Annotated in this window: 19 protein-coding genes; 17 read left to right on the top strand and 2 right to left on the bottom strand. The window is 36.7% G+C overall.

The window, feature by feature from the left end:
• Positions 1-4 precede the first annotated feature (4 nt).
• The 3 genes from AC07YC_RS12265 to AC07YC_RS12255 are packed head-to-tail and all read left to right on the top strand — an operon-like array spanning position 5 to position 2,831.
• Entirely contained in the window at positions 5-1,021 is a 1,017-nt protein-coding gene (locus AC07YC_RS12265) for an ABC transporter permease (RefSeq protein WP_025113696.1), read from the top strand.
• A complete protein-coding gene (locus AC07YC_RS12260) occupies positions 1,018-2,082 on the top strand; it encodes an iron chelate uptake ABC transporter family permease subunit (protein ID WP_336636255.1) in 1,065 nt (354 codons plus the stop codon). The genes AC07YC_RS12265 and AC07YC_RS12260 overlap by 4 nt, the downstream gene beginning before the upstream one ends.
• Positions 2,079-2,831 (top strand): iron ABC transporter ATP-binding protein, encoded by a 753-nt coding sequence (locus AC07YC_RS12255; protein WP_025113698.1) that lies wholly within the window; start codon positions 2,079-2,081, stop codon positions 2,829-2,831. The genes AC07YC_RS12260 and AC07YC_RS12255 overlap by 4 nt, the downstream gene beginning before the upstream one ends.
• 241 nt (positions 2,832-3,072) lie before the next feature.
• Here the strand turns inward: AC07YC_RS12255 and AC07YC_RS12250 are convergent, their stop codons facing one another.
• Entirely contained in the window at positions 3,073-3,945 is an 873-nt protein-coding gene (locus tag AC07YC_RS12250; protein ID WP_494919528.1) for a glycine betaine ABC transporter substrate-binding protein, read from the bottom strand.
• A gap of 242 nt (positions 3,946-4,187) precedes the next feature.
• On the opposite strand from AC07YC_RS12250, the gene AC07YC_RS12245 reads away from it, so the two are divergent.
• The 8 genes from AC07YC_RS12245 (at position 4,188) to srtB (ending at position 11,927) form a co-directional block, all read left to right on the top strand.
• Entirely contained in the window at positions 4,188-4,760 is a 573-nt protein-coding gene (locus tag AC07YC_RS12245; protein ID WP_036147235.1) for a manganese efflux pump, read from the top strand.
• Between the two features lie 229 nt (positions 4,761-4,989).
• A complete protein-coding gene (gene isdC, locus AC07YC_RS12240) occupies positions 4,990-5,607 on the top strand; it encodes a heme uptake protein IsdC (protein ID WP_230584834.1) in 618 nt (205 codons plus the stop codon).
• Position 5,608: 1 nt separating this feature from the next.
• Positions 5,609-7,033 carry an NEAT domain-containing protein gene (locus tag AC07YC_RS12235; protein ID WP_494919526.1) on the top strand — a complete coding sequence of 475 codons (1,425 nt, stop codon included), beginning with the start codon at positions 5,609-5,611 and terminating at the stop codon, positions 7,031-7,033.
• A gap of 83 nt (positions 7,034-7,116) precedes the next feature.
• Entirely contained in the window at positions 7,117-8,385 is a 1,269-nt protein-coding gene (locus AC07YC_RS12230; RefSeq protein WP_494919525.1) for an NEAT domain-containing protein, read from the top strand.
• Positions 8,386-8,400: 15 nt separating this feature from the next.
• Positions 8,401-9,306: a heme ABC transporter substrate-binding protein IsdE gene (gene isdE / locus AC07YC_RS12225; protein WP_494919523.1), complete on the top strand. Its 906-nt coding sequence runs from the start codon at positions 8,401-8,403 to the stop codon at positions 9,304-9,306.
• A gap of 94 nt (positions 9,307-9,400) precedes the next feature.
• Positions 9,401-10,366, top strand: a complete 966-nt coding sequence (locus tag AC07YC_RS12220; protein WP_089987217.1) for a FecCD family ABC transporter permease — start codon at positions 9,401-9,403, stop codon at positions 10,364-10,366.
• A gap of 5 nt (positions 10,367-10,371) precedes the next feature.
• On the top strand, positions 10,372-11,142 hold the full coding sequence (locus tag AC07YC_RS12215; protein ID WP_261613150.1) for an ABC transporter ATP-binding protein: 771 nt from the start codon (positions 10,372-10,374) through the stop codon (positions 11,140-11,142).
• Positions 11,139-11,927, top strand: coding sequence for a class B sortase (gene srtB / locus AC07YC_RS12210; protein ID WP_494919522.1), 789 nt, complete (start codon positions 11,139-11,141; stop codon positions 11,925-11,927). Before AC07YC_RS12215 ends, srtB begins: the two co-directional genes overlap by 4 nt.
• Positions 11,928-12,073: 146 nt before the next feature.
• Here the strand turns inward: srtB and AC07YC_RS12205 are convergent, their stop codons facing one another.
• Positions 12,074-12,511, bottom strand: a complete 438-nt coding sequence (locus AC07YC_RS12205) for a VOC family protein (RefSeq protein WP_336636261.1) — start codon at positions 12,509-12,511, stop codon at positions 12,074-12,076.
• Positions 12,512-12,904: 393 nt separating this feature from the next.
• On the opposite strand from AC07YC_RS12205, the gene AC07YC_RS12200 reads away from it, so the two are divergent.
• From AC07YC_RS12200 to lpdA, 6 genes are all read left to right on the top strand, one after another.
• Positions 12,905-13,432, top strand: coding sequence for a YceI family protein (locus AC07YC_RS12200; RefSeq protein ID WP_036123473.1), 528 nt, complete (start codon positions 12,905-12,907; stop codon positions 13,430-13,432).
• Positions 13,433-13,620: 188 nt separating this feature from the next.
• On the top strand, positions 13,621-14,547 hold the full coding sequence (locus tag AC07YC_RS12195; protein WP_008174188.1) for an NAD-dependent epimerase/dehydratase family protein: 927 nt from the start codon (positions 13,621-13,623) through the stop codon (positions 14,545-14,547).
• Positions 14,548-14,648: 101 nt separating this feature from the next.
• The gene (locus AC07YC_RS12190; protein WP_494919520.1) at positions 14,649-15,929 is read left to right on the top strand and encodes an AAA family ATPase; all 1,281 of its coding nucleotides are present in this window, start codon (positions 14,649-14,651) and stop codon (positions 15,927-15,929) included.
• On the top strand, positions 15,926-16,501 hold the full coding sequence (locus AC07YC_RS12185) for an RloB family protein (protein ID WP_089987213.1): 576 nt from the start codon (positions 15,926-15,928) through the stop codon (positions 16,499-16,501). Before AC07YC_RS12190 ends, AC07YC_RS12185 begins: the two co-directional genes overlap by 4 nt.
• A 125-nt stretch (positions 16,502-16,626) precedes the next feature.
• Positions 16,627-18,708: a catalase gene (locus AC07YC_RS12180; protein WP_336636264.1), complete on the top strand. Its 2,082-nt coding sequence runs from the start codon at positions 16,627-16,629 to the stop codon at positions 18,706-18,708.
• Between the two features lie 210 nt (positions 18,709-18,918).
• Positions 18,919-20,256 carry a dihydrolipoyl dehydrogenase gene (gene lpdA / locus AC07YC_RS12175; protein WP_494919519.1) on the top strand — a complete coding sequence of 446 codons (1,338 nt, stop codon included), beginning with the start codon at positions 18,919-18,921 and terminating at the stop codon, positions 20,254-20,256.
• Positions 20,257-20,378 lie beyond the last annotated feature (122 nt).

Below are 20,378 nucleotides of genomic sequence, written 5' to 3'. Positions count from 1 at the left end.
AATAGTGCCAAAAAATATAATTTCTAGGGTTGAGAATTTTTCTCAACCCCAGTTTTATAACCACAATAAAATATGTACAAAACCTTTTATATTAACGATTATAGTTGTTATTATTTTAGGCATTATATCACTGTTTACTGGAGTTTATGATATACGTGGACAAGAGGATGGAATGGAGATGTTTTTCATAACTCGTGTTCCAAGAACAGCTGCATTAATGCTTACGGGAGCTGCAATGGCAATGGCAGGACTCGTCATGCAAATGATTACACAGAATCGCTTTGTTGAGCCTACTACAACGGGGACTATTGAATGGTCAGGGTTAGGGCTGCTCCTAGTTTATTTATTATTTCCTTCTCCAACTTTAGTTCAACGAATGACGGGGGCAATCATTTTTTCTTTTATAGGAACGATGATTTTCTTTTTATTTTTAAGAAGAGTTAAACTTCGGTCGTCTTTAATTGTTCCTATTATTGGATTAATGCTTGGAGCTGTTGTTTCAGCAGTATCCACTTTTACGGGACTTCTTTTTCAAATGACGCAAAGTATTGAAGCTTGGTTTGTAGGTTCTTTTGCGTCAGTTCAGGTGGGAAGATATGAATATTTATGGCTAATTGTTATCGTTACTTTACTTATTTTTATTTATGCTAATAGACTGACTTTAGCTGGACTAGGAGAAGATGTCGCAACCAGCCTTGGCGTGAATTACAATAGGATTGTTCTTTTGGGGACAGCCCTTATTTCTTTTGCAGTTGGGATTGTTGCAGCTGTTATTGGTAACTTACCTTTCTTGGGTTTAATTGTCCCAAATATTGTTTCCATGTTTAGAGGCGATGATCTTAGGAGTAATTTACCTTGGGTATGTCTGATAGGAATGGGGACTATAACAGCCTGTGACATTATTTCTCGTACAATTATCATGCCTTTTGAAGTACCTGTTTCTTTAATACTTGGAACAGTAGGAGCGGTCGTATTTATAACGATTTTATTGAGACAAAGAAAACCAAGGAGGCTACGATGACCACATTCGAATATAGAAATAAAGATAATGTCGAAATCGATGCTAGCCTTCAGAATGGAAATAGATCAGCTAGAGCTTTTCGTTCTAAGAAGGAAGAAAGGCGCTATTGGATTATACTGATAACATTGATTACTTTAGGTATCCTTTCTTCATATGGGCTTTTAGTGTATAACAATCCAGTTCCAATAGATTCGCCTTCATTTATCCCTGTTGTAATGAGACGAATAGTAGCGCTTGTCGCAATGATTATTGCCGCAGTTTGCCAGAGTCTGTCGACTGTTGCTTTTCAATCAATTACAAATAATAGAATTATAACTCCTTCACTGTTAGGCTTCGAATCGCTTTATTCAACCATTCATACGAGTACCATATTTTTCTTTGGTGCTAGTGCATTAATAAATTTTAGTGGTATTGGATCATTTCTGTTTCAGGTTGTTGTTATGGTCTTGATGAGTTTGATTCTGTATGGATGGCTGCTTTCCGGTAAATATGGAAATTTACAATTGATGCTTTTAGTTGGGATTATTATAGGGACTGGGCTAAATTCTGTGTCAACTTTCATGAGAAGACTTCTTGCGCCTTCAGAGTTTGATATTTTACAGGCTAAATTGTTTGGTTCGGTTAATAATGCAGATTCTGCCTATTTTCCTATTGTTATTCCACTGGTGATTATTGTAGCGATATTACTTCTTGCTCATTCTAAGAATTTGAATATATTGTCATTAGGCAAGGATGTTGCTACTACTTTTGGAGTCAAATATCAACCTAGTGTAATTTATACGCTTATATTAGTTGCTATTTTAATGTCCATTTCAACGGCTTTGATCGGACCACTTACGTTCTATGGCTTTTTAGTAGCAACATTGAGCTATCAAGCGGCATCGACCTATGATCATAGATATATTTTTCCAATGGCATTAGCTATCGGTTTCTTAATCATAACGAGTGCATACTTTTTAATGTATCATGTATTCCATGCTCAAGGTGTAGTTTCAGTTATTATTGAATTATTCGGTGGAATCATATTCTTAATTGTGATTTTAAGGAAGAGGGCATTATGATAAAAATTGAAAATGTTAAAAAGTTCTATACGGATGAAGTAAAAATCGGACCTTTGGATATTGAAATACCAAAGGCAGGCTTTACTTCTTTAATTGGTCCAAATGGCGCTGGAAAATCTACGACACTTTTGATGATTGGAAGACTCTTGGATATGGAGGAAGGACAAATTCAAGTGGCAAATATGGACATTTCTGAATCTAAATCGAAGGATTTAGCAAAGATTTTGACTATACTGCGACAAGAAAATCATTTTGTCACTAGGCTTACAATTAGACAACTAGTTGGATTTGGACGCTTTCCTTATTCAAAGGGACGATTAACTAAAGAGGATGAGGTTATCATTTCTAAATATATCGATTTTTTAGACCTAACGGATTTGGAAAATAGATATTTAGATGAGCTTTCTGGTGGTCAAAGACAAAGGGCATATGTAGCAATGGTTTTATGCCAAGAAACTGAATATGTACTGTTGGACGAGCCTTTGAACAATCTTGATGTTGCTCGTTCTGTTCAAATGATGGAGCATTTGAGACGTGCGGCTAATGAATTTGGAAGAACCATTCTGACGGTTATGCATGATATAAATTTTGCAGCCAAGTATTCAGATAGAATCTGTGCTATGAAGGATGGACAAATTGCTGCCTTCGGAACAGTAGAAGAGGTAATGGACTCAAATATTCTGACGGATATCTTTGAAACAAAAATAGAAATTATCGAAGGTCCTTATGGGCCGATTGCTGTTTATTAGTTACAAAATTTTAGAGTTTTTTTCTGTAGCTTGTAAAGATCGTAGTCGTAGAAGTTGCAGCTCTTTTTACAGGAAATAGGTAGATTATTTTATATGATAGAAAAACACAAAGTCGTCCTTAATAACTTATCAGTGAAAAATCAACAAGTTGCTCTTTTCATTTCAACAAGGAAATTGCCAAGCCGAAGAGTTCCATAGAAAAAATCCATTTACTAGCGATTAGTAAATGGATCTTTTTCGATTATGGTGTCTTTACATCTTTTGTCCAATCAGCTACTTTATCTTGGTTATTGTTAATCCATTTTTTTGCAGCTTCCGTGGCACTCATACCTTCCATAATATCAAACATCACACTTTCAATATCTTCGGCAGTCCAATGGAAACGATTTAGGACATCATATGCCTCGGAAGCATCTTCCTTTAATCCTTTACGGGCAAATGTACCAATATATTCTTCCGTACCATATAAACCTTTTGGGTCTTCTAAATATTTTAAATCGTAGGCATTAAAGATCCAGTGGGGAGACCAACCTGTAATGATGATCTCTTCATTATTTGAAATGGCTTGACTAAGGGCTGCGGTCATGGCACCGGCAGAAGAGGTTAGTACATTCCAGCCCTCTAGATTATGATATTCCTTATAGGCATTTTCTGTTGTGGCCATCATATTAGCTCCTGGTTCAATACCTGTAATTGTTTTATTGGCTTGATTTGTTAAGTCTTCAATGGAATTAACGTCCATATAACTTGGAACGACTAAGCCAATTTTAGCACCAGTAAGGTTTTCGCCTAAATTCTCAATTTTATCTTTGTATTTCTCTACTTGCGGAGCGTGTGTTTGGGGTAACCAGGCAGATACCATACCGTCAACCTCACCGTTCGCAAGTGCCTCCCACATAATGCCATTGTCTAATGGTGTGAGCGTCACATCATATCCCAAATTCTCTAAAACTTGTCCTATAACATGGGTAGAAGCAACCTCTGTATCCCATTCCACATACGCCAAGTTAATTTCTTTTTTATCTTTTGTACCCGCATCAGCAGAACCACATGCAGCTAATAGTAGTAGGCATGATAAAGCAAATCCTATCTTCCATATTTTTAAATATCTCATCAAATTCCCCTTTCAATAATTACTTACATCCTAGTGAAAATTAATAAATATTAACAAGTAACAACTTAATTTTATATAGAAGTTGTTACCTTTGTCAAATTGATGATTCATGCAACGCATGCAATAAAATGGGGGATTCATTACGGAAAAGGTTCTGAATAGGGTTCTAAAATGCCCATAGATTTTTAACACGATTACATATGATAGGTGAAAATGGAGACTGGGTTTTGAGGAGGCTTAGTGTGCACTGGATTACTATTATTCTAATAGGAATTGCTGCAAATCTAGATAATTTGGGGATTGGCCTAGCCTATGGTGTCAAGCAAGTTAAAATTCCTATTTTATCGAATGCAGTGATCGCTGGCATGTCAATGATTGTCACATATGTCGCAGTAACAGCTGGCAGCACTGTTGTTGAATATATTTCACCGCATACTGCCAATTTATTAGGAAGTTTACTATTATGTGTTATTGGGATATGGACCTTGATGTCCAATAACTTTTCTAATCAACGCATAGCAGGTAACCCTGAGCTATTTGATGAAGATAAAAATTTAGTCATCTCAACTCGAGAGGCAATGGCACTCGGATTTGTATTGTCAGCTAATTGCTTAGCAGGAGGTATTGCCATCGGTGCTAATGGCATTTCTGCAATATGGACAGTAATTTCCATTGGTGTCTTCTCATTTGTTACGGTGGGGGTAGGCAGTCAATGTGGTGCATTGCTCTCCAAAACGTTTATTGGGAGGCACTCAACAGCCATTTCAGGATGGCTATTATTGTTGATCGGTATTTTAGAGATTTTTGCTAAATAAATTAAGAGCAAGAATATCACCAAATTTTGGTGATATTCTTTTTATTAGGAGGAAAATTTGACATATTGAGGACGAATTTGGATTAACGGTTGACATTGACTGGCAGTAACGATTATTCTTGGGAGTAGAATCGTAATTGAGAATTATTTTCGTTTACATGAAAGTGTTTTCGTGGAAGTGAATCTATCAATTAGGATGTTTTATTATGACTAAGGGAGGCGTGCAACACATGAAGAAAATGCTCATGTTGATCATGCTTGTTAGTATTTTTGTCGTTAACTTCGGGTTAACACAAGCATCTGCTCAACTAGCTGATGGCACTCATTCGATAAAATATCAGGTCAATAAACCTGAAAGTAATTCCGCATCAATTGCTAATGATTATTTTGTAAAACCTGCGAAAGTTACGGTTAAAAATGGTACGGCGGTAGTACAAATTACATTAAAAAACAGTGCATGGATTACGAAATTTCAACCACCAGGTGGAGCTACTGTAGTAAGTGAAGATCAAGCAGCAGATACACGAACTGTACAATTCACCGTTAAAGACCTAACAAAACCTGTAGTAACAGCGATGAAAATTGATATTGATGATATCAATTATCATCATGAATACAGTGTATCACTTGTATTTGATGCCACATCAATCGCAAGCTCAGCAACGGCTTCTACTCAAAAAACAGAATCCAGTAAATCACAACCAACTTCTTCAGCAACTACAACTGAAAGTCAAGTGCCCAACCCACAAACAGATGATGCAACACCTTATCTATTAATCGTTGCATTAGTGGGGTCAGCATTTTTACTTTATAGAAAAAAACTACAAACAAAAACGGAGGGTCAATAAAATGGCTAAAAAACGTCAATCACGCGCAACTAAAATAGTACTAGCTTCATTGTTAGCAGCATCTCTTACAGTTCCTTCCTTTGCATCTGCGGCAGAATTAGTAACGACAAATACAGAAGTGAAAGCAGAAACAACGAAAGCTGCTAAAACAGATTCAGTTATTAATTTCCAAATTTTTAAAACAGGTACGACAGAAGCACAGCCTGCAATTAGTTCTCATTTAGTACCACAAGGAACAATCGTTGAAAAAGACGGTAAGTTTGAAGCTCAATTAACAATTACAGCTAAATCTGCACCAATGATTGCAGGTCTGCAAACAAAACAAGGCGATACATTTGTAGATGCTAAAGAAGTAAAAAATAACGACGGTACAATTACATACAGTTTCCCTGTTGTTGTTGATGAAGTTAAATCAGCAAAAATTCATGTAGTCGTTCCGTCCGCAAATATGGATAAATGGTATGACTTTGATTTAAAAGCAGTGAAAGAAGTAAAAGAAGAAGTGAAAGTGAATGAAGTAGCTGTCACTGTTTACAAAGATGGTACAACAGAAGAGTCGATGATGAAACAGTATATCGCATCAAAAGTAGGGATTACTGTAAAAGACGGTAAAAATGTTGTAACAATGACATTCCCTCAAGGTCAATATGTAAAAGGTTTCACTGTAGAGGGTAAGGAAGCAACTTTAGTGAAACAAGATGATACAACAAATGCACGCACATATTCATTTGAAGTTGCAGATTTGAAGAAACTGGTAAATGCTCAATTACACATCGTTGTAAATGAACCAGCACAAGGTGTGAAGTATGATTCGAATCATACAGTACAATTTAGCTTTGCTGTGGAAGGTGCAGTGAAGCCAGTTATTAATCCATTTAAGGACATTAGTAAAGATGCGAATAAAGATGCCATCCTATCACTTTACAGCTTAGGTATTGTGAAGGCACAAGATAATTTTAGACCAAATGACAACATTACACGTTCTCAATTTGCTTTAATGGTAGCACGTTCATTGAACGTAACTTCTACAAAAGATGCTGGATTTAAAGATACAGGCAAGCTTAGTGCGGAAGCTGTTCAAGCTATTAATGCATTAGCTGAAGCTGGGATTGTTAAAAAAGCTACAAACTTCAATCCAAATGATACACTTACTCGTCAACAAGCAGCTGTAATGATTTATCGCACTGTAACACATGTAGCAGGAAAAGAAATGAGCTTTGGTGATACAAGTCTTTCTTACTATGCTGATGGAGCAAAAGTGAAAGATGAAGAAGCAAAAAAAGCCTTTGCCCTTCTATATGCAGGTAAAGTAATGACTGGCTCTCCAACTGCTGATGGTAAAACAGTTATTGATGCAAATAGTCCATTAAAACGTTCACATATGGCGAAAATTTTAAATGGCTCTTTGCAATACATGAATAAATAATAAGAATTTTTACAGCAACTTCCTTTCTCATATTTTATGGGGGAGGAAGTTCCTATGTGTTTAAAATGGGAGGAGACTATGCAATGACAATCATAAAAAAGCACATTTGTATTTTGGCAGTTTTATTGCTTGTTTTTCCTCCATCCATTTTTATGCAAGCAAAAGCTGAAAACCTTGGCATAATAGATGGTAGTTATCAAGTTGAACTAAGTTTTTCTCCTATTGAGGGCTTTGAAGAAAATCTTTTTAAACATAAAGCAACTCTCACCGTAAAGGATGGACAGTATCAATTAGCTTTGGCACTTGAACAGCCATATTCTGTACGTGATATACATATCGAACAGCTTGGTAATGAAATTTCTTGGACTCAAGATATAGAAAATTTAGTTCAGTTTGATGTTTCGGCATTACAGGACCCGATTGTTATAAAGGGCAATATAGAGCTTGCAGCTGAGGAATCTTATTTTGCATTCACTCAAGAGCTACGCATTGAGATGGCGGGACTTATACCAACCGTTCCTCAGGAAGAAAACAAGACAGATGATGCTGAAAACGTAGTTGTAGAAGAAACAAAGGGCCAAGAATGGGCAGTGGATTATGTATTATTAGCGGATGGTAAAAATGAACCTTCTATGATGAATAACTATGTGAATCCAACCGCAAAGGTGATTGAAAAGGATGGTAGATACTATGCGCAAATGACCATTTTACAAGCAGCTTGGGTGACAGGTCTACAAGTAGATGATAAGGGAAATCAGATTGAACCGAAGCAAGTTTCACTTTTAGATAATGTACGCATAGTGGAATTTGAGGTTGAGGACTTAACACAGCCGTTACGAATGTGGGTGAAAATCGATATTCCTGACATTTCATATCATCATCAATACTATGTTCAGCTAGCATTCAATCAAAAACAGGTCGCATTGCTTTTACAAAAACCTATCAACGAAAAACCTACTACGCAAGTTGTACCTGACAAGTCAGTGGAAACGGTTAAGGAGCAGGTACAAAAGCCACAAGCACAAATAAGTAAAGAGAGTGTATCTAGCAAAGCTACACAGACATTACCAGTTATTCAATCACCATTGCTTATACCAAGGGAAGAAAAATTAACATTTGATCGTACACTTGATGAACCAACTGATGAAACTTTAGACGAAACATTAGAGGATAACCAAACGATGGAGGAAACTACGGACAATAAAGTAGTGAATAATACGACTGCAGAACAGCCAATTGAACCGTTAAACATCGCAAAAATTATTGGGCTAATCGTTATATGTCTCGTATCAGGCTGGCTACTTATAAAGCGTATTAGAAAAACCAAAAATGAGACGACTGAGCAGAAATAAGTGGGGGATGACACAATGAAAAAAGATTGGAAACTGAAGTTACTGTTGTTGACATTACTATCACTAATTCTCGTTGCATGTAGTAGCAGTGATCAAGCAGAAAAGAAAGAGACAGTTACTGATAAAGAACAGGTAACAGAAGATAATGAGCAACGTATCATTGCAGGGACGGTAGTTATAGCAGATATCCTAGATAAGCTGGAGCTTGACGCAATTGCTGTACCAGAAACAGAAAAGCAATTAGCAAAGCGTTATGATGGTCTGCCAACAATCGGTAATGCGATGGAGCCGGATATGGAAATAGTTAAGTCATTAAATCCGACAGAAGTATTATCCGTTTCAACTTTAGAATACGATTTACAGGATAAATTTAAACAACTTAATATTCCTGTTGATTTTCTTAATTTCCAAAGTGTTGATGCCATGCTGAAGGAAATAACATCGCTAGGAGAACGCTATGATCGTCAAGCCCAAGCCGATGCATTAGTTAAAGATCTACAGAAGAATATCGAGGCAGTCCAAAGTGTAGCTGCGAATAAAGAAGGTCCTCGCGTATTAATTTTACTAGGTATACCAGGGAGTTATCTAGTAGCAACAGAAAATTCATATGCTGGGGATCTTGTGAAACGAGCAGGAGGTGTCAATGTAATGGAAGGGCAGGATGCAGAATATCTATCTTCTAATACGGAATATCTCCATAATAGTAATCCGGATATTATTTTGCGCTTATCACATGGTATGCCGGATGAAGTTGTGAAAATGTTTGATGAAGAATTTAAAACAAATGATATTTGGAAACATTTCGAAGCAGTGAAAAACGATAAAGTCTATGATTTAGAGGAAGAATTATTCGGGACGACATCCTCCTTGCAGGTACCACAGGCTTTAGGGCAGCTGATGGAAATTTTCTATCGTAAATAGTAACTTGAATGTCGCTCGTATGATCAGTATTTTACTCGTCATAGAGCGTTTTTCTTATCCTATATGGAATAAAAAAAGAAAAAGGAAGTCCGATATGACAAAAAGAATCGTCAGTTTTTTACTTGTAATTTTTCTATTACTTGTGACAGTTATTTATTCAGCCACAACAGGTAGCATTAAAATGGGCTTTTTTGAGTTTATAGGGGCATTATTTGATGAAGGAAATAGTCAAATGGAGGCAATCCGTGATTTACGCTTCCCACGTATCATCGTCGCATTATTTGCAGGTGCCGCACTTTCAGTTTCTGGGGTGCTTTTACAATCGGTGATGCGTAATCCATTGGCAGATGCAGGGATTATCGGAATATCTTCGGGTGCAGCATTTGTTCAATTATTTATTGTTGCCTTTTTCCCCACATTATTTTTTATGACACCCGTTTTAGCATTTATGGGCGGAGCCTTAGCCTGTATGCTTGTTTTTGCACTATCTTGGAAATCTGGCCTAAGCCCTCTCAAATTGATTTTAGTAGGGATAGCGATTAACGCTATGTTTACAGGCTTAACCGAGGCTATGATTAGCTTAGGTGGCTCCTTAAATATGTCCGCATCTAGTGTGATTGGTTCTAATCTAACAATGCGAACATGGAAAGATGTTTCCACAATTGTGACATATGGTTCAATCGGATTAATAGGGGCTTTTGCTTTATATAGTTGGTGTAATTTACTCGTATTACAAGACAAAACTGTTAAAAGTTTAGGATTTCAAGTTGCGCGAGCACGGTTATTAATTGCAGCCGTGGCTGTTTTATTAGCAGCCGTTTCAGTTGTTGTTGCAGGTGTTATTTCATTTGTGGGACTATTAGTACCTCACATTGCTCGCAGATTGGTTGGTCATGATCATGCTGTGCTTATTCCGTTTACTGCACTGGCAGGAGCATTATTAATTTTAGTAGCAGATACAATTGGACGTACAATTGTCGCACCACTTGAAATTCCAGCGTCCACAATTATGGCAATTATTGGTGGACCCTTCCTCATATTCTTATTACGAAAAGAGTGACAAACATGGATATACAAGACATCATTGTATCGCATGATAATACACGTAACCATCTAAATGGCGTTTCAACATCCATTACAAAGGGCAAAATTACTACTATTATTGGCCCGAATGGCTGTGGGAAATCAACTTTATTAAGTGTTATCTCACGTCTTCATTTACCTAAATCAGGGAATGTCCTGTTAGAAAATAAAGATCTACTAAACTATAAGCCTAAGGAATTCGCTAAAAAACTAGCGATAGTGTATCAGCAAAACGATATACCGAAAGATTTAACAATTGAAAAATTAGTCGGCTTTGGTCGTCTTCCACATCAAACATTGCTGAAAAAAGACAGTGAAGGAGATGCAAAAGCCATTGAATGGGCACTGGCTTGTACAAATTTACTACAAAAGAGTACAACAAATTTAGAGGCGTTATCAGGTGGCGAGCGCCAACGTGTCTGGATTGCTATGGCTTTGGCACAACAATCTGAAATACTATGCTTGGACGAGCCGACAACGTATTTGGATATTTATTATCAACTAGAATTATTAGAGCTTGTCAAAACATTAAACGAGCAGCATGGCTTAACGATTATCATGGTGCTTCATGATATTAATCAAGCTATTCGCTATAGCGACCATATTATTTTAATGAAGGATGGTCAACTATTCGCAGAGGGTGCTCCGCGTGATGTGATCACGAAAGATGTTATTAAAGAGGTTTATGGGGTTGACGCGGTATTTAATGAAGATAAACAACTTGGCTATTATATGATGCCAATAGGAATATGATTGGTGATAGGATGAAAAAGAAGGCGTCAAAGTTAGTGACATTTCTATATTTAGCGATATTTTTATTTTCTGCATTTTCCCTGACAAAGTATTTATATACGTACTATGAGACATCAAAATCACTGAAGGAAGTGCAGGATATATACCAAGCTACATTAAGCACTATTGAGGATCAGCCAGTACATCAAGAGGAAGAAACTCAAGCTCCTTCAACGATAAGACCTCAATTCCAAGATTTGTTAGCAATGAACCGACAAATTGTGGGATGGATTTCAGTGGATGAAACAAAGTTAAATAATCCAGTGCTACAAGCTGACAATAATGAGTTTTATTTAAATCATAATTTTAGAGACGAGGAAAGTCGTGCAGGCAGTGTCTTTATGGATTATCGGAATAATATTCTTTCGATGAATCGAAATACAATTCTATATGGTCATGCTATGAAAAACAATACGATGTTTGGTAGTCTAAAAAATTATTTAAAGCAAGATTATGCAGATGACCATCCAATTATTTATTTAGATACCTTATATGAAGGGTATGATATCGAGGTATTTGCTGCATATGAGACCACTATTGACTTCTATTATATTGCAACGGACTTTACAAGTGACGGAGCTTATCAGCAATTTCTAGAGGACATTCAGAAGCGCTCATCCATACAAATGAATGTCGATATAAGTCCCAGTGATAAAATCCTGACATTGTCTACTTGTAAGGATTCAGTGATGAGTGACGATCATCGCTTTGTTGTGCAGGGTAAATTAGTAAAACGTGGAGAATAAGAATAGTAGGAAAGGACGAAAAGTTCGACACCCTTTATGGAGGAGAACCATTATTGTCAAGGTTCTCCATTTTTTTTTTAAGCCATAATGACTACTCTCAATAAGCAGCTGTCTACGTTTATATGCTACATTATTTCAGTTTCTTTTTAGTTGATTTTCTCTCCCAGCTCTAAAATAATTCCCTCTGGACCACGAACGTAACATAATTTATAACTATCTTCATATTGCTGTATCTCACTAAAAATTTCTGTACCCCTTTTTTTCAATTTAGCTATAATTCCTTCAATATCTTCAACATTAAAGCAAATATGTCGGATTCCTAGCGTATTGGCAAGAGGTTGCTGAATATCTTTTTCATCTGTTGGTGAATAAAATTTCACTAGCTCTATCCATGTTTGACCATCAGGCATCCCCAAACCTACACATGCCGTTTTAGCATGATTAAGCCCAACTATTCGGCTTAATTGTTCTCCTTCCAATTCCCATTCTGCTTTTACCTCAAGTCCTAGCTCAAGAAAAAATGCTGTAGCCTCTGAAAGATCATTTACGTTTATACTCACATGATCCATTCGATTGATTTTCATATGTTATACCTCCTTGATATCAAGTGTTCTTCGCAGAATTATACAACAACCTACTATTTTAAGTATCTGTAAAAGTCTCTATACCGCCATCCTTTTTTTGCTACTTCGGCTATGGATAAAGGTATACATGTTCAGAGGAATAGGATATCTCAGTTTTCAACATGAACATTTAATAAAAAAATAATTTAATTACTTGACGTAATTAAATTATTAATATATAGTAAGTTACATAAAGTAATCAAATGCTTTTTATAGCTAAAGTGGTAAAAAAAGATAAGTAACTACAAATGTTTATCCTAAATAATGTTGGGTAACATAATTACAGTAGTTGCTTCATATTTTAAAATATATCTCGAAATCGAGATAAAATCAACTTATTGGAGGAAATTTAAAATGGCAAAATGGAATATTGATTTAGGGCACTCAGCAATTAACTTTCAAGTAAAACACATGATGGTATCAAAAGTGAAAGGTGTATTTGACAAATACACAGCGGACATTGAGGCGGCAGATCTTGCAGACTTAACTACTGCTAACATCAGCTTTACAATTGACCCAGCAAGCATTAATACACGTAGTGAAGATCGTGATAACCATTTAAAAGCAGCAGATTTCTTTGATGCTGAACAATATCCAACCATTACGTTTAAATCAACAAATATTACAAAAAAATCTAGCGATGAATATTCAGTAACAGGTGACTTAACAATTAAAGGTGTAACAAAATCAGTAACATTTGATACGGAGTTTAACGGTAAAGGTACAAATCCATGGGGGCAAGAAGTATATGGTTTTGAAGCGGAAACAACGATCAATCGTGAAGACTTTGGTTTAACTTGGAATGCTGCCTTAGAAACGGGTGGAGTACTTGTAGGTAAAGATATTAAAGTATCAGTTGAGTTAGAAATTAACCCAGCTTAATAAAGAGATTTTTCCTTGCATGCTTGAAGTAATTTTCAAGCATGCTTTTTATATGTCTCTAAATAGGGATGTGCTTATAATATAGTCTAGTATTGATATTTTGTAAAAAAATCCCACCGAATAAGTTTCTTGCATATTTTTAGCAAATACTGCATATAAATCATCATATTGTTTTTGGGGGCGATAGGATGAATGTATTAGTGACAGGTGGCTATGGTTTTATTGGCAGTGCAGTAGGTAGGCGTTTTTTTGAAGAAGGAGCATCGGTTTATATTATTGATAATTTAAGTACGGGTCACTTACGAAATGTTGACTTTGAGCATAAATCTTATCTTTTAAATGTGGAAGATGAGGTTTGTGAGCACCTTTTTAAAGAGACACATTTCGATGTGGTGATTCATTGTGCAGCGCAAACAAGTGTTCAACAATCCTTACAGGAGCCAGTAAAGGATATTTTGACGAATATTGTTGGGCTAAGTCAAATGCTCTTTTTATCATCTAAATATAAGGTAAAGCACTTTGTTTTTGCCTCCTCAGCTGCTGTGTATGGAAATAGTCACTATCCGCCACTAGAAGAAACAGATGTCTGTGAACCAATATCTATGTATGGATTAAACAAGAGCATTGGAGAAACCTATTGTGAGAAATGGCAAAAGGATTATCGGTTACCTATTCTTATTTATAGATTCGCCAATGTTTTCGGTCCAAGACAACAAATGCAAGGTGAAGCTGCTGTCATCCCAAGCATGTTAAAAAGCAGTATGGAGGGAAAACCCTTTACGATTTATGGTGATGGTGAACAGACACGTGATTTTATTTACGTCGATGATATTGCAGACGCCATTTATGCTGGTGTCCATGCACGATTGCAGGGTATCTATAATGTGTCCACAAATGAAGCATGGTCACTTCATCAAGTTATTTTGCTACTTCAGCATTTAAATCATCCTCTTGAAATTCAATATGCCCCCGCGCGAGAAGGAGATATTGAACATTCATTTTTAAATAATGACAAATTAGCTAATGCAATTGGTTGGAGGCCCAAAATTTCTTTTGCAGAGGGAATTGAACGTACGCTGAATGCTTTACAAGTCGATAAATTAGCGGAAATTTAACGAAATAGAGGATTTGGCATATTACACTGTGTAATATGTCTTTTTCTATGTCTATAGTATAATAATTCATTAAAGAAATGGATGTGGACGGAGGCTTACATATGCTTGTAGATTTTAGAGTAAACAATTGTCTAAGCTATAAAGAGGATACATTATTTTCAATGGTAGCGGGAAGTCGTCTAAGAAAATGGAAGGATACCCATACCATGCAATTGGATGATTCACTACGTGTAGTGAAAAGTGCATTTATTTTTGGGCCAAATGGAAGTGGTAAATCCAATCTTTTTACCGCAATTAAGGTTTTGCGGTCCTTACTTTTTAACTTTGAGAATTTAAACAATATTAAACAGTTACGTCTACCTTATCAACCATTTAAGCTAGGAGGTCAGCAGGGCAAACCAACAGAATTTATGATTTCCCTATTTTTGGACGGAGCTCTGTATGATTATGAAATTCAGTACAATGCTTCCTTAGTTTTATATGAGCGCCTTCACAAGACAACGAATAATTTGAAGGAAGAGATTTTTGTCCGACGTTGGGATGGTGTGGACTATTCGTATGACACAGCTCATTCGACGGCACAGGAATTAACAAAATATACACGTAATAATACAGCCTTTTTATCAGTGCTCCATGTTTTTAACGATTCAGATGCGTTAAAGGTATTCGATTGGTTTTTACATAAAATCCTGTTTCTCGATGAAGCGAATCGGTTATCAAGTCATCCCCTTATTCGTAAACTTGAAGAAGAGCCTTTTAAAAAAGAAGTCATCAAACTTCTTAAAATTGCCGATTTTTCGATTCAAGATGTCACAGCAAGACGTGTGGAACGCAGAGAAAAAAATACCATTGGCTACGAATTTGACACCCCTGAGATCATTCAAGAAGTTGATATCGATCTGCATTATTTATCATTCGATGAAGCAGGTGCTCCCATCGGGACAGAGACGATCAATTGGACGATGGATTCTAAAGGTACTGTGCGCATGTTGCATTTAGCTTGTGTGATGGTAGATGCTTATAATAAAGGAAAAACTATTTTTATTGATGAATTTGATACAGCTTTTCATGTGTCAATTTGTGAATTTCTAATGGCAATCATGAATAGTAAACGCAATACGAGTAATCAATTTGTCGTGACGAGTCATGAAATAGAATTATTGGATCAGCCATTGCGGTCCGATCAAATTTGGTTTGTTAATAAAACCTTTAAAAATGAATCTGAGCTTTATTCTTTATTTGATTTTGCAGACTTGAAAAAAAAGCGTGGCGACCTTTCATATGCAAAACGTTATTTAAAAGGAGAATTTGGCGCAACACCCGTTATTAATGAATATTTATCTGAACAATATTTAGATGAAACGGAGGTATCTGAGCAGTGAGAGTACGACAACAAGGAAACCGAACACTGCGGAAAACTATTTTAATTTATTGTGAAGGTGAAACGGAACGTATTTATTTTGAGCAGCTACGTATTTTGAAGCGCTCTAAAATGGTGAGTGTGAAAATAAAAAACGTTAAACGTTCTGCAATTAAGCTTGCTCAACATGCTTATCGGGATTCAAGTTATCAATATTTTGACGAGGTCTGGATTGTTTTTGATAAGGATGATTTAACTGAAAAGCAATTGGAGGAAGTAAATCAATTTTGTGAGGAAAAAGGGATTCATATTGCTTATTCAAATGAAGCTTTTGAATTGTGGTTACTTTTGCATTTTGAAGAAGTGGATAGCTCGGAAAAATATCCAAGAGCTGTCTTAAATGACAAAATGGAACAACATCTTGGTGTGAGTCGATATTTCCGTCATAAGGCAGATGAGTCTCTTATTGCCCCTATTGCATTACGACATGAGGTAGCGATTAAAAATTGTACGGACATGATGGCTCTTCGTAGTACGGAGAGCCGTGACAACCCCTACTGTAACATACATGAAATGATACGATACATATTTTAAGATTGGTAGGTTCTTTATGTTAAATAGGGAACCTACTTTTTACTTTAGCGGAGATAGATTGTCAAATAAATGCATGTTTATTCCAAACAAACATATAGTGTCTATTGAGCGAAATCAGTAATAGTATGAAAGGGGATTGCGTGGATAAGCCAAATTCGAATCAACGCAAAAATATAGAGGATAATGCCAAGGATCAGCAACTAGAGCCATTTCGTGTAGAGAACGAAGGCACAAAAATGACGACGAATCAGGGCCTTAGAGTGTCGAACGATGAGGATTCCTTAAAAGCAGGAGTCCGCGGACCAACAATTATGGAGGATTTTCACCTTCGAGAAAAAATTACACATTTTGACCACGAACGAATTCCAGAAAGAGTCGTGCATGCTAGAGGATTTGCAGCGCATGGTGAATTCGAATTATATGAGTCAATGAGAGAGTATACGAAGGCGAAATTTTTGCAAGACCCAAAAAAGAAAACACCAGTGTTTGTTAGATTCTCGACAGTAGTAGGTAGTTTAGGCTCGATGGACACAGCTCGTGATGTACGGGGGTTTGCAACAAAATTTTACACGGATGAAGGAAATTATGATTTAGTAGGCAATAATATTCCAGTCTTTTTTATTCAGGATGCTATTAAATTTCCAGATTTAATTCATGCTGTAAAGCCAGAGCCCCATAATGAGATGCCGCAAGCAGCCTCTGCCCATGATACGTTTTGGGATTTCGTTGCGAACAATCAAGAGATAGCACATATGATTATGTGGCATATGTCTGATCGAACAATACCTAGAAGCTTCCGTATGATGGAAGGTTTCGGGGTGCATACATTCCGTTTTGTTAATGACAGAGGACGATCTAGATTTGTGAAGTTTCATTGGAAGCCTGTACTAGGTGTGCATTCACTAGTTTGGGATGAAGCACAGATAATTGCAGGGAAAGACACAGATTTTCAGCGACGGGATTTATGGGAGGCCATTGAAATTGGTGATTATCCAGAGTTTGAGTTAGGGGTACAAATACTTGAACCAGAAGACGAATTTAAATTTGATTTTGATATTTTAGATGCCACTAAGCTTTGGCCAGAAGAATTAATACCCGTAAAGAAAATTGGGAAAATGACCTTGAATCGTAATGTGGATAATGTATTTGCTGAAACGGAGCAAGTTGCCTTCCACCCAGGGAATGTTGTACCAGGCATTGATTTTACTAATGATCCACTGTTACAAGGTCGACTCTTCTCCTATTTAGATACACAATTAATTCGTCTCGGGGGGCCAAACTTTGCGGAAATCCCTATTAATCGCCCTCTTTGTCCTGTGCATAATAATCAACGGAATGGTTTTAGTCGACAGGCAATTAATCTTGGTAGAGTAAGCTATCATAAAAATTCATTGGCCAATAATACGCCTGCAACATCTACTGCAAGGGAAGGGGGATACGTTCATTATGAAGAAAAGGTTGAAGGGCGGATCACAAGAGCACGTAGTAAATCCTTTGACGATCACTTTTCGCAAGCTCGGCTCTTTTGGAACAGTATGTCCCCACCTGAAAAACAACATATTATAGATGCTTTTAGCTTTGAGGTTGGAAAAGTAAAAAGTAAATCGGTGCGACAACAAGTTGTGGATATGTTTGTTCGTGTGGATAAAGCAATGGCTACAACTGTTGCTGAAAATGTTGGTGTTAACCCTCCTAGTGGGGAACAGTCCAAGGTAACAGCCTCTTCACCTGCACTTAGTCAAGCCAATACCATTAAATTGCCTTATACGCTTAAGGTAGGTGTTTTAATTGGTGATGGATTCGATGCCAATGAGGTAGGGGAAGTATTGAAATATTTAACAAGGCAAGGTGTGCGTTACAGCATTATTTCTGATCGGCTAGGTGTTGTGACAGGGAATAATGGTGTTCAATTAACGGCAACCGACACATTTATTACAACCGATGCCGTTTTATTTGACTCGTTATATGTGGTAGGGGTAAAGGCAAGTAATCAAGCTAAATTTAATACACATATCGTGAATTATATTAATGAGGCATATCGCCACTATAAACCTATTGGGTTTGCTGTTACAGGTACAACGTTTTTCAATATGTCTAATGCGAATGTGGGACCAGGCATTGTTTTAGCAACTGGTAATAAGGATTTTGCTAAAAAATTTGTAGGCGCGATCGCACAACAAAGATTTTGGCAACGCAATATTTATTAAGCATAGGAAAATATAAACGTATAAGGCTTAGATTGTGGACAAAAGCTATCGAGAAGTTCTTTCTCTCGATGGCTTTTGTTATTGTCATTTTTAAGCTTTTCGAATTATTCTACTTTATGGGCATTTCTTTTAAAAACCCTCTCTAAGACATTCCTGATAATATTGCATTCAATTTTTCCAAATGATAAGGTGTTACATGAGGTGAGGAATATGGAAAATTTTGATATAGCGATTATTGGCGCAGGGCCAGGAGGTTATGTAGCGGCCATTCATGCGGCGAAAAATGGCAAAAGAGTTGCGTTGATTGAACGAGATAAATTAGGAGGAGCCTGCTATAATGTCGGCTGCATTCCATCTAAAATTTTATTGGAGCATAGTAAACTAGTACAGGCAATCAATCAAGGGAAAAATTGGGGAATCGAATCGGACAATGTGCGAATAAATTTTCCTCGATTGATGCAAAGAAAAGATACAATTATTCAAGAGCTTCTAACAAATATTGAGCACTATATCATCAACCACGATATAACTTTATATCGTGGTGAAGCCACATTAACTAAAAACTTGCTAATAACAGTTGGAAATGAAACTTTGACAGCAACGGATATTATATTGGCAACAGGCAGTCATCCATTTATCCCGCCATTTGAAGGTTTAGAGACTGCTACTTACTATACAACAGATACGTTTTTCAATCTTAAAGAGCTACCAGCACAGTTAACGATTATTGGTGGGGGTGTCATTGCAGTAGAAATGGCCTTTAGTTTAGCACCTTTAGGAACGAAAATTACCATGCTTAATCATAGTACGGATATTTTACAAACGGAAGAACCAGAATCAAGACCTCTTATTCGAGAAAAGATGAAGAAACTTGGTATTGAACTTGTAACAGATTTCCAATTTGAAAAATTTGAAGGCCATACTATTCATACAACTAAAGGTACATATACATATGAAAATCTTCTATTTGCCACAGGGCGTCGTCCTAATACAGAGATCGCCCAGCATTTAGGGCTAGCATTTGAAGGACGTTTAATTGCCGTCAATGAGCATTTACAGACGAGTCAGCCCCATCTGTATGCAATTGGTGATTTGGTCGGTGGTTATCAGCTAGCACATTCAGCGAGTGCAGAAGGAATCTATGCTGTAGATTATATTGTGGGTAATCAACCATCATCAATTGACCAAGCATCTATCCCACGTTGTGTCTATACACATCCTGAGATTGCCACATTTGGTTTATTAGAAGAGCAAGTAAAAGTACCTTACACGATGACAAAAATGCCTTTAAAGACAAATCCAAAAGGTTTAATGGAAGGGAATACAGAAGGCTTTGTGAAGCTAATTACAGAAAAGGGTAGCGGTCAAATTCTAGGTGCTTGTGTTGTTGGAAATGGTGCAACAGAAATGCTGAATGCGATATTGGCGGCAAAAAATGCAGGTGGTACAGCTCTTTCATTAGCACAAATGATCTTCCCACATCCGACTGTCTGTGAGCATATTGGAGATGCAGCCAAGGCCGTTTTTGGAAAAGCCATTCACCAATAAAAAAGCTATTGACTTTAAAGAAATATATGTTAGATTAATTTTATAAGAATACTTGGTTTTAAAGTTGACTAGGCATCTAGAGGCTTCTATTTTACAAGGCGGTTTCCGTTTGATTGTAAAAT

This window comes from Lysinibacillus sp. GW247-5R2A (assembly GCF_059424475.1).
Note: the sequence above shows the minus strand (reverse complement) of the source record. Positions and strands in the feature narration are given on the sequence as shown.

Bases quoted from the DNA above. Each gene is read 5' to 3' on its own strand.
- AC07YC_RS12180 (WP_336636264.1), top strand. From the start codon at position 16,627: ATGAAAGGGGATTGCGTGGATAAGCCAAATTCGAATCAACGCAAAAAT.
- AC07YC_RS12205 (WP_336636261.1), bottom strand. From the start codon at position 12,511: ATGAAAATCAATCGAATGGATCATGTGAGTATAAACGTAAATGATCTT.
- AC07YC_RS12190 (WP_494919520.1), top strand. From the start codon at position 14,649: ATGCTTGTAGATTTTAGAGTAAACAATTGTCTAAGCTATAAAGAGGAT.
- lpdA (WP_494919519.1), top strand. From the start codon at position 18,919: ATGGAAAATTTTGATATAGCGATTATTGGCGCAGGGCCAGGAGGTTAT.
- srtB (WP_494919522.1), top strand. From the start codon at position 11,139: ATGATTGGTGATAGGATGAAAAAGAAGGCGTCAAAGTTAGTGACATTT.
- AC07YC_RS12195 (WP_008174188.1), top strand. From the start codon at position 13,621: ATGAATGTATTAGTGACAGGTGGCTATGGTTTTATTGGCAGTGCAGTA.
- AC07YC_RS12200 (WP_036123473.1), top strand. From the start codon at position 12,905: ATGGCAAAATGGAATATTGATTTAGGGCACTCAGCAATTAACTTTCAA.
- AC07YC_RS12255 (WP_025113698.1), top strand. From the start codon at position 2,079: ATGATAAAAATTGAAAATGTTAAAAAGTTCTATACGGATGAAGTAAAA.
- isdE (WP_494919523.1), top strand. From the start codon at position 8,401: ATGAAAAAAGATTGGAAACTGAAGTTACTGTTGTTGACATTACTATCA.
- AC07YC_RS12220 (WP_089987217.1), top strand. From the start codon at position 9,401: ATGACAAAAAGAATCGTCAGTTTTTTACTTGTAATTTTTCTATTACTT.
- isdC (WP_230584834.1), top strand. From the start codon at position 4,990: ATGAAGAAAATGCTCATGTTGATCATGCTTGTTAGTATTTTTGTCGTT.
- AC07YC_RS12230 (WP_494919525.1), top strand. From the start codon at position 7,117: ATGACAATCATAAAAAAGCACATTTGTATTTTGGCAGTTTTATTGCTT.
- AC07YC_RS12215 (WP_261613150.1), top strand. From the start codon at position 10,372: ATGGATATACAAGACATCATTGTATCGCATGATAATACACGTAACCAT.
- AC07YC_RS12260 (WP_336636255.1), top strand. From the start codon at position 1,018: ATGACCACATTCGAATATAGAAATAAAGATAATGTCGAAATCGATGCT.
- AC07YC_RS12250 (WP_494919528.1), bottom strand. From the start codon at position 3,945: ATGAGATATTTAAAAATATGGAAGATAGGATTTGCTTTATCATGCCTA.
- AC07YC_RS12235 (WP_494919526.1), top strand. From the start codon at position 5,609: ATGGCTAAAAAACGTCAATCACGCGCAACTAAAATAGTACTAGCTTCA.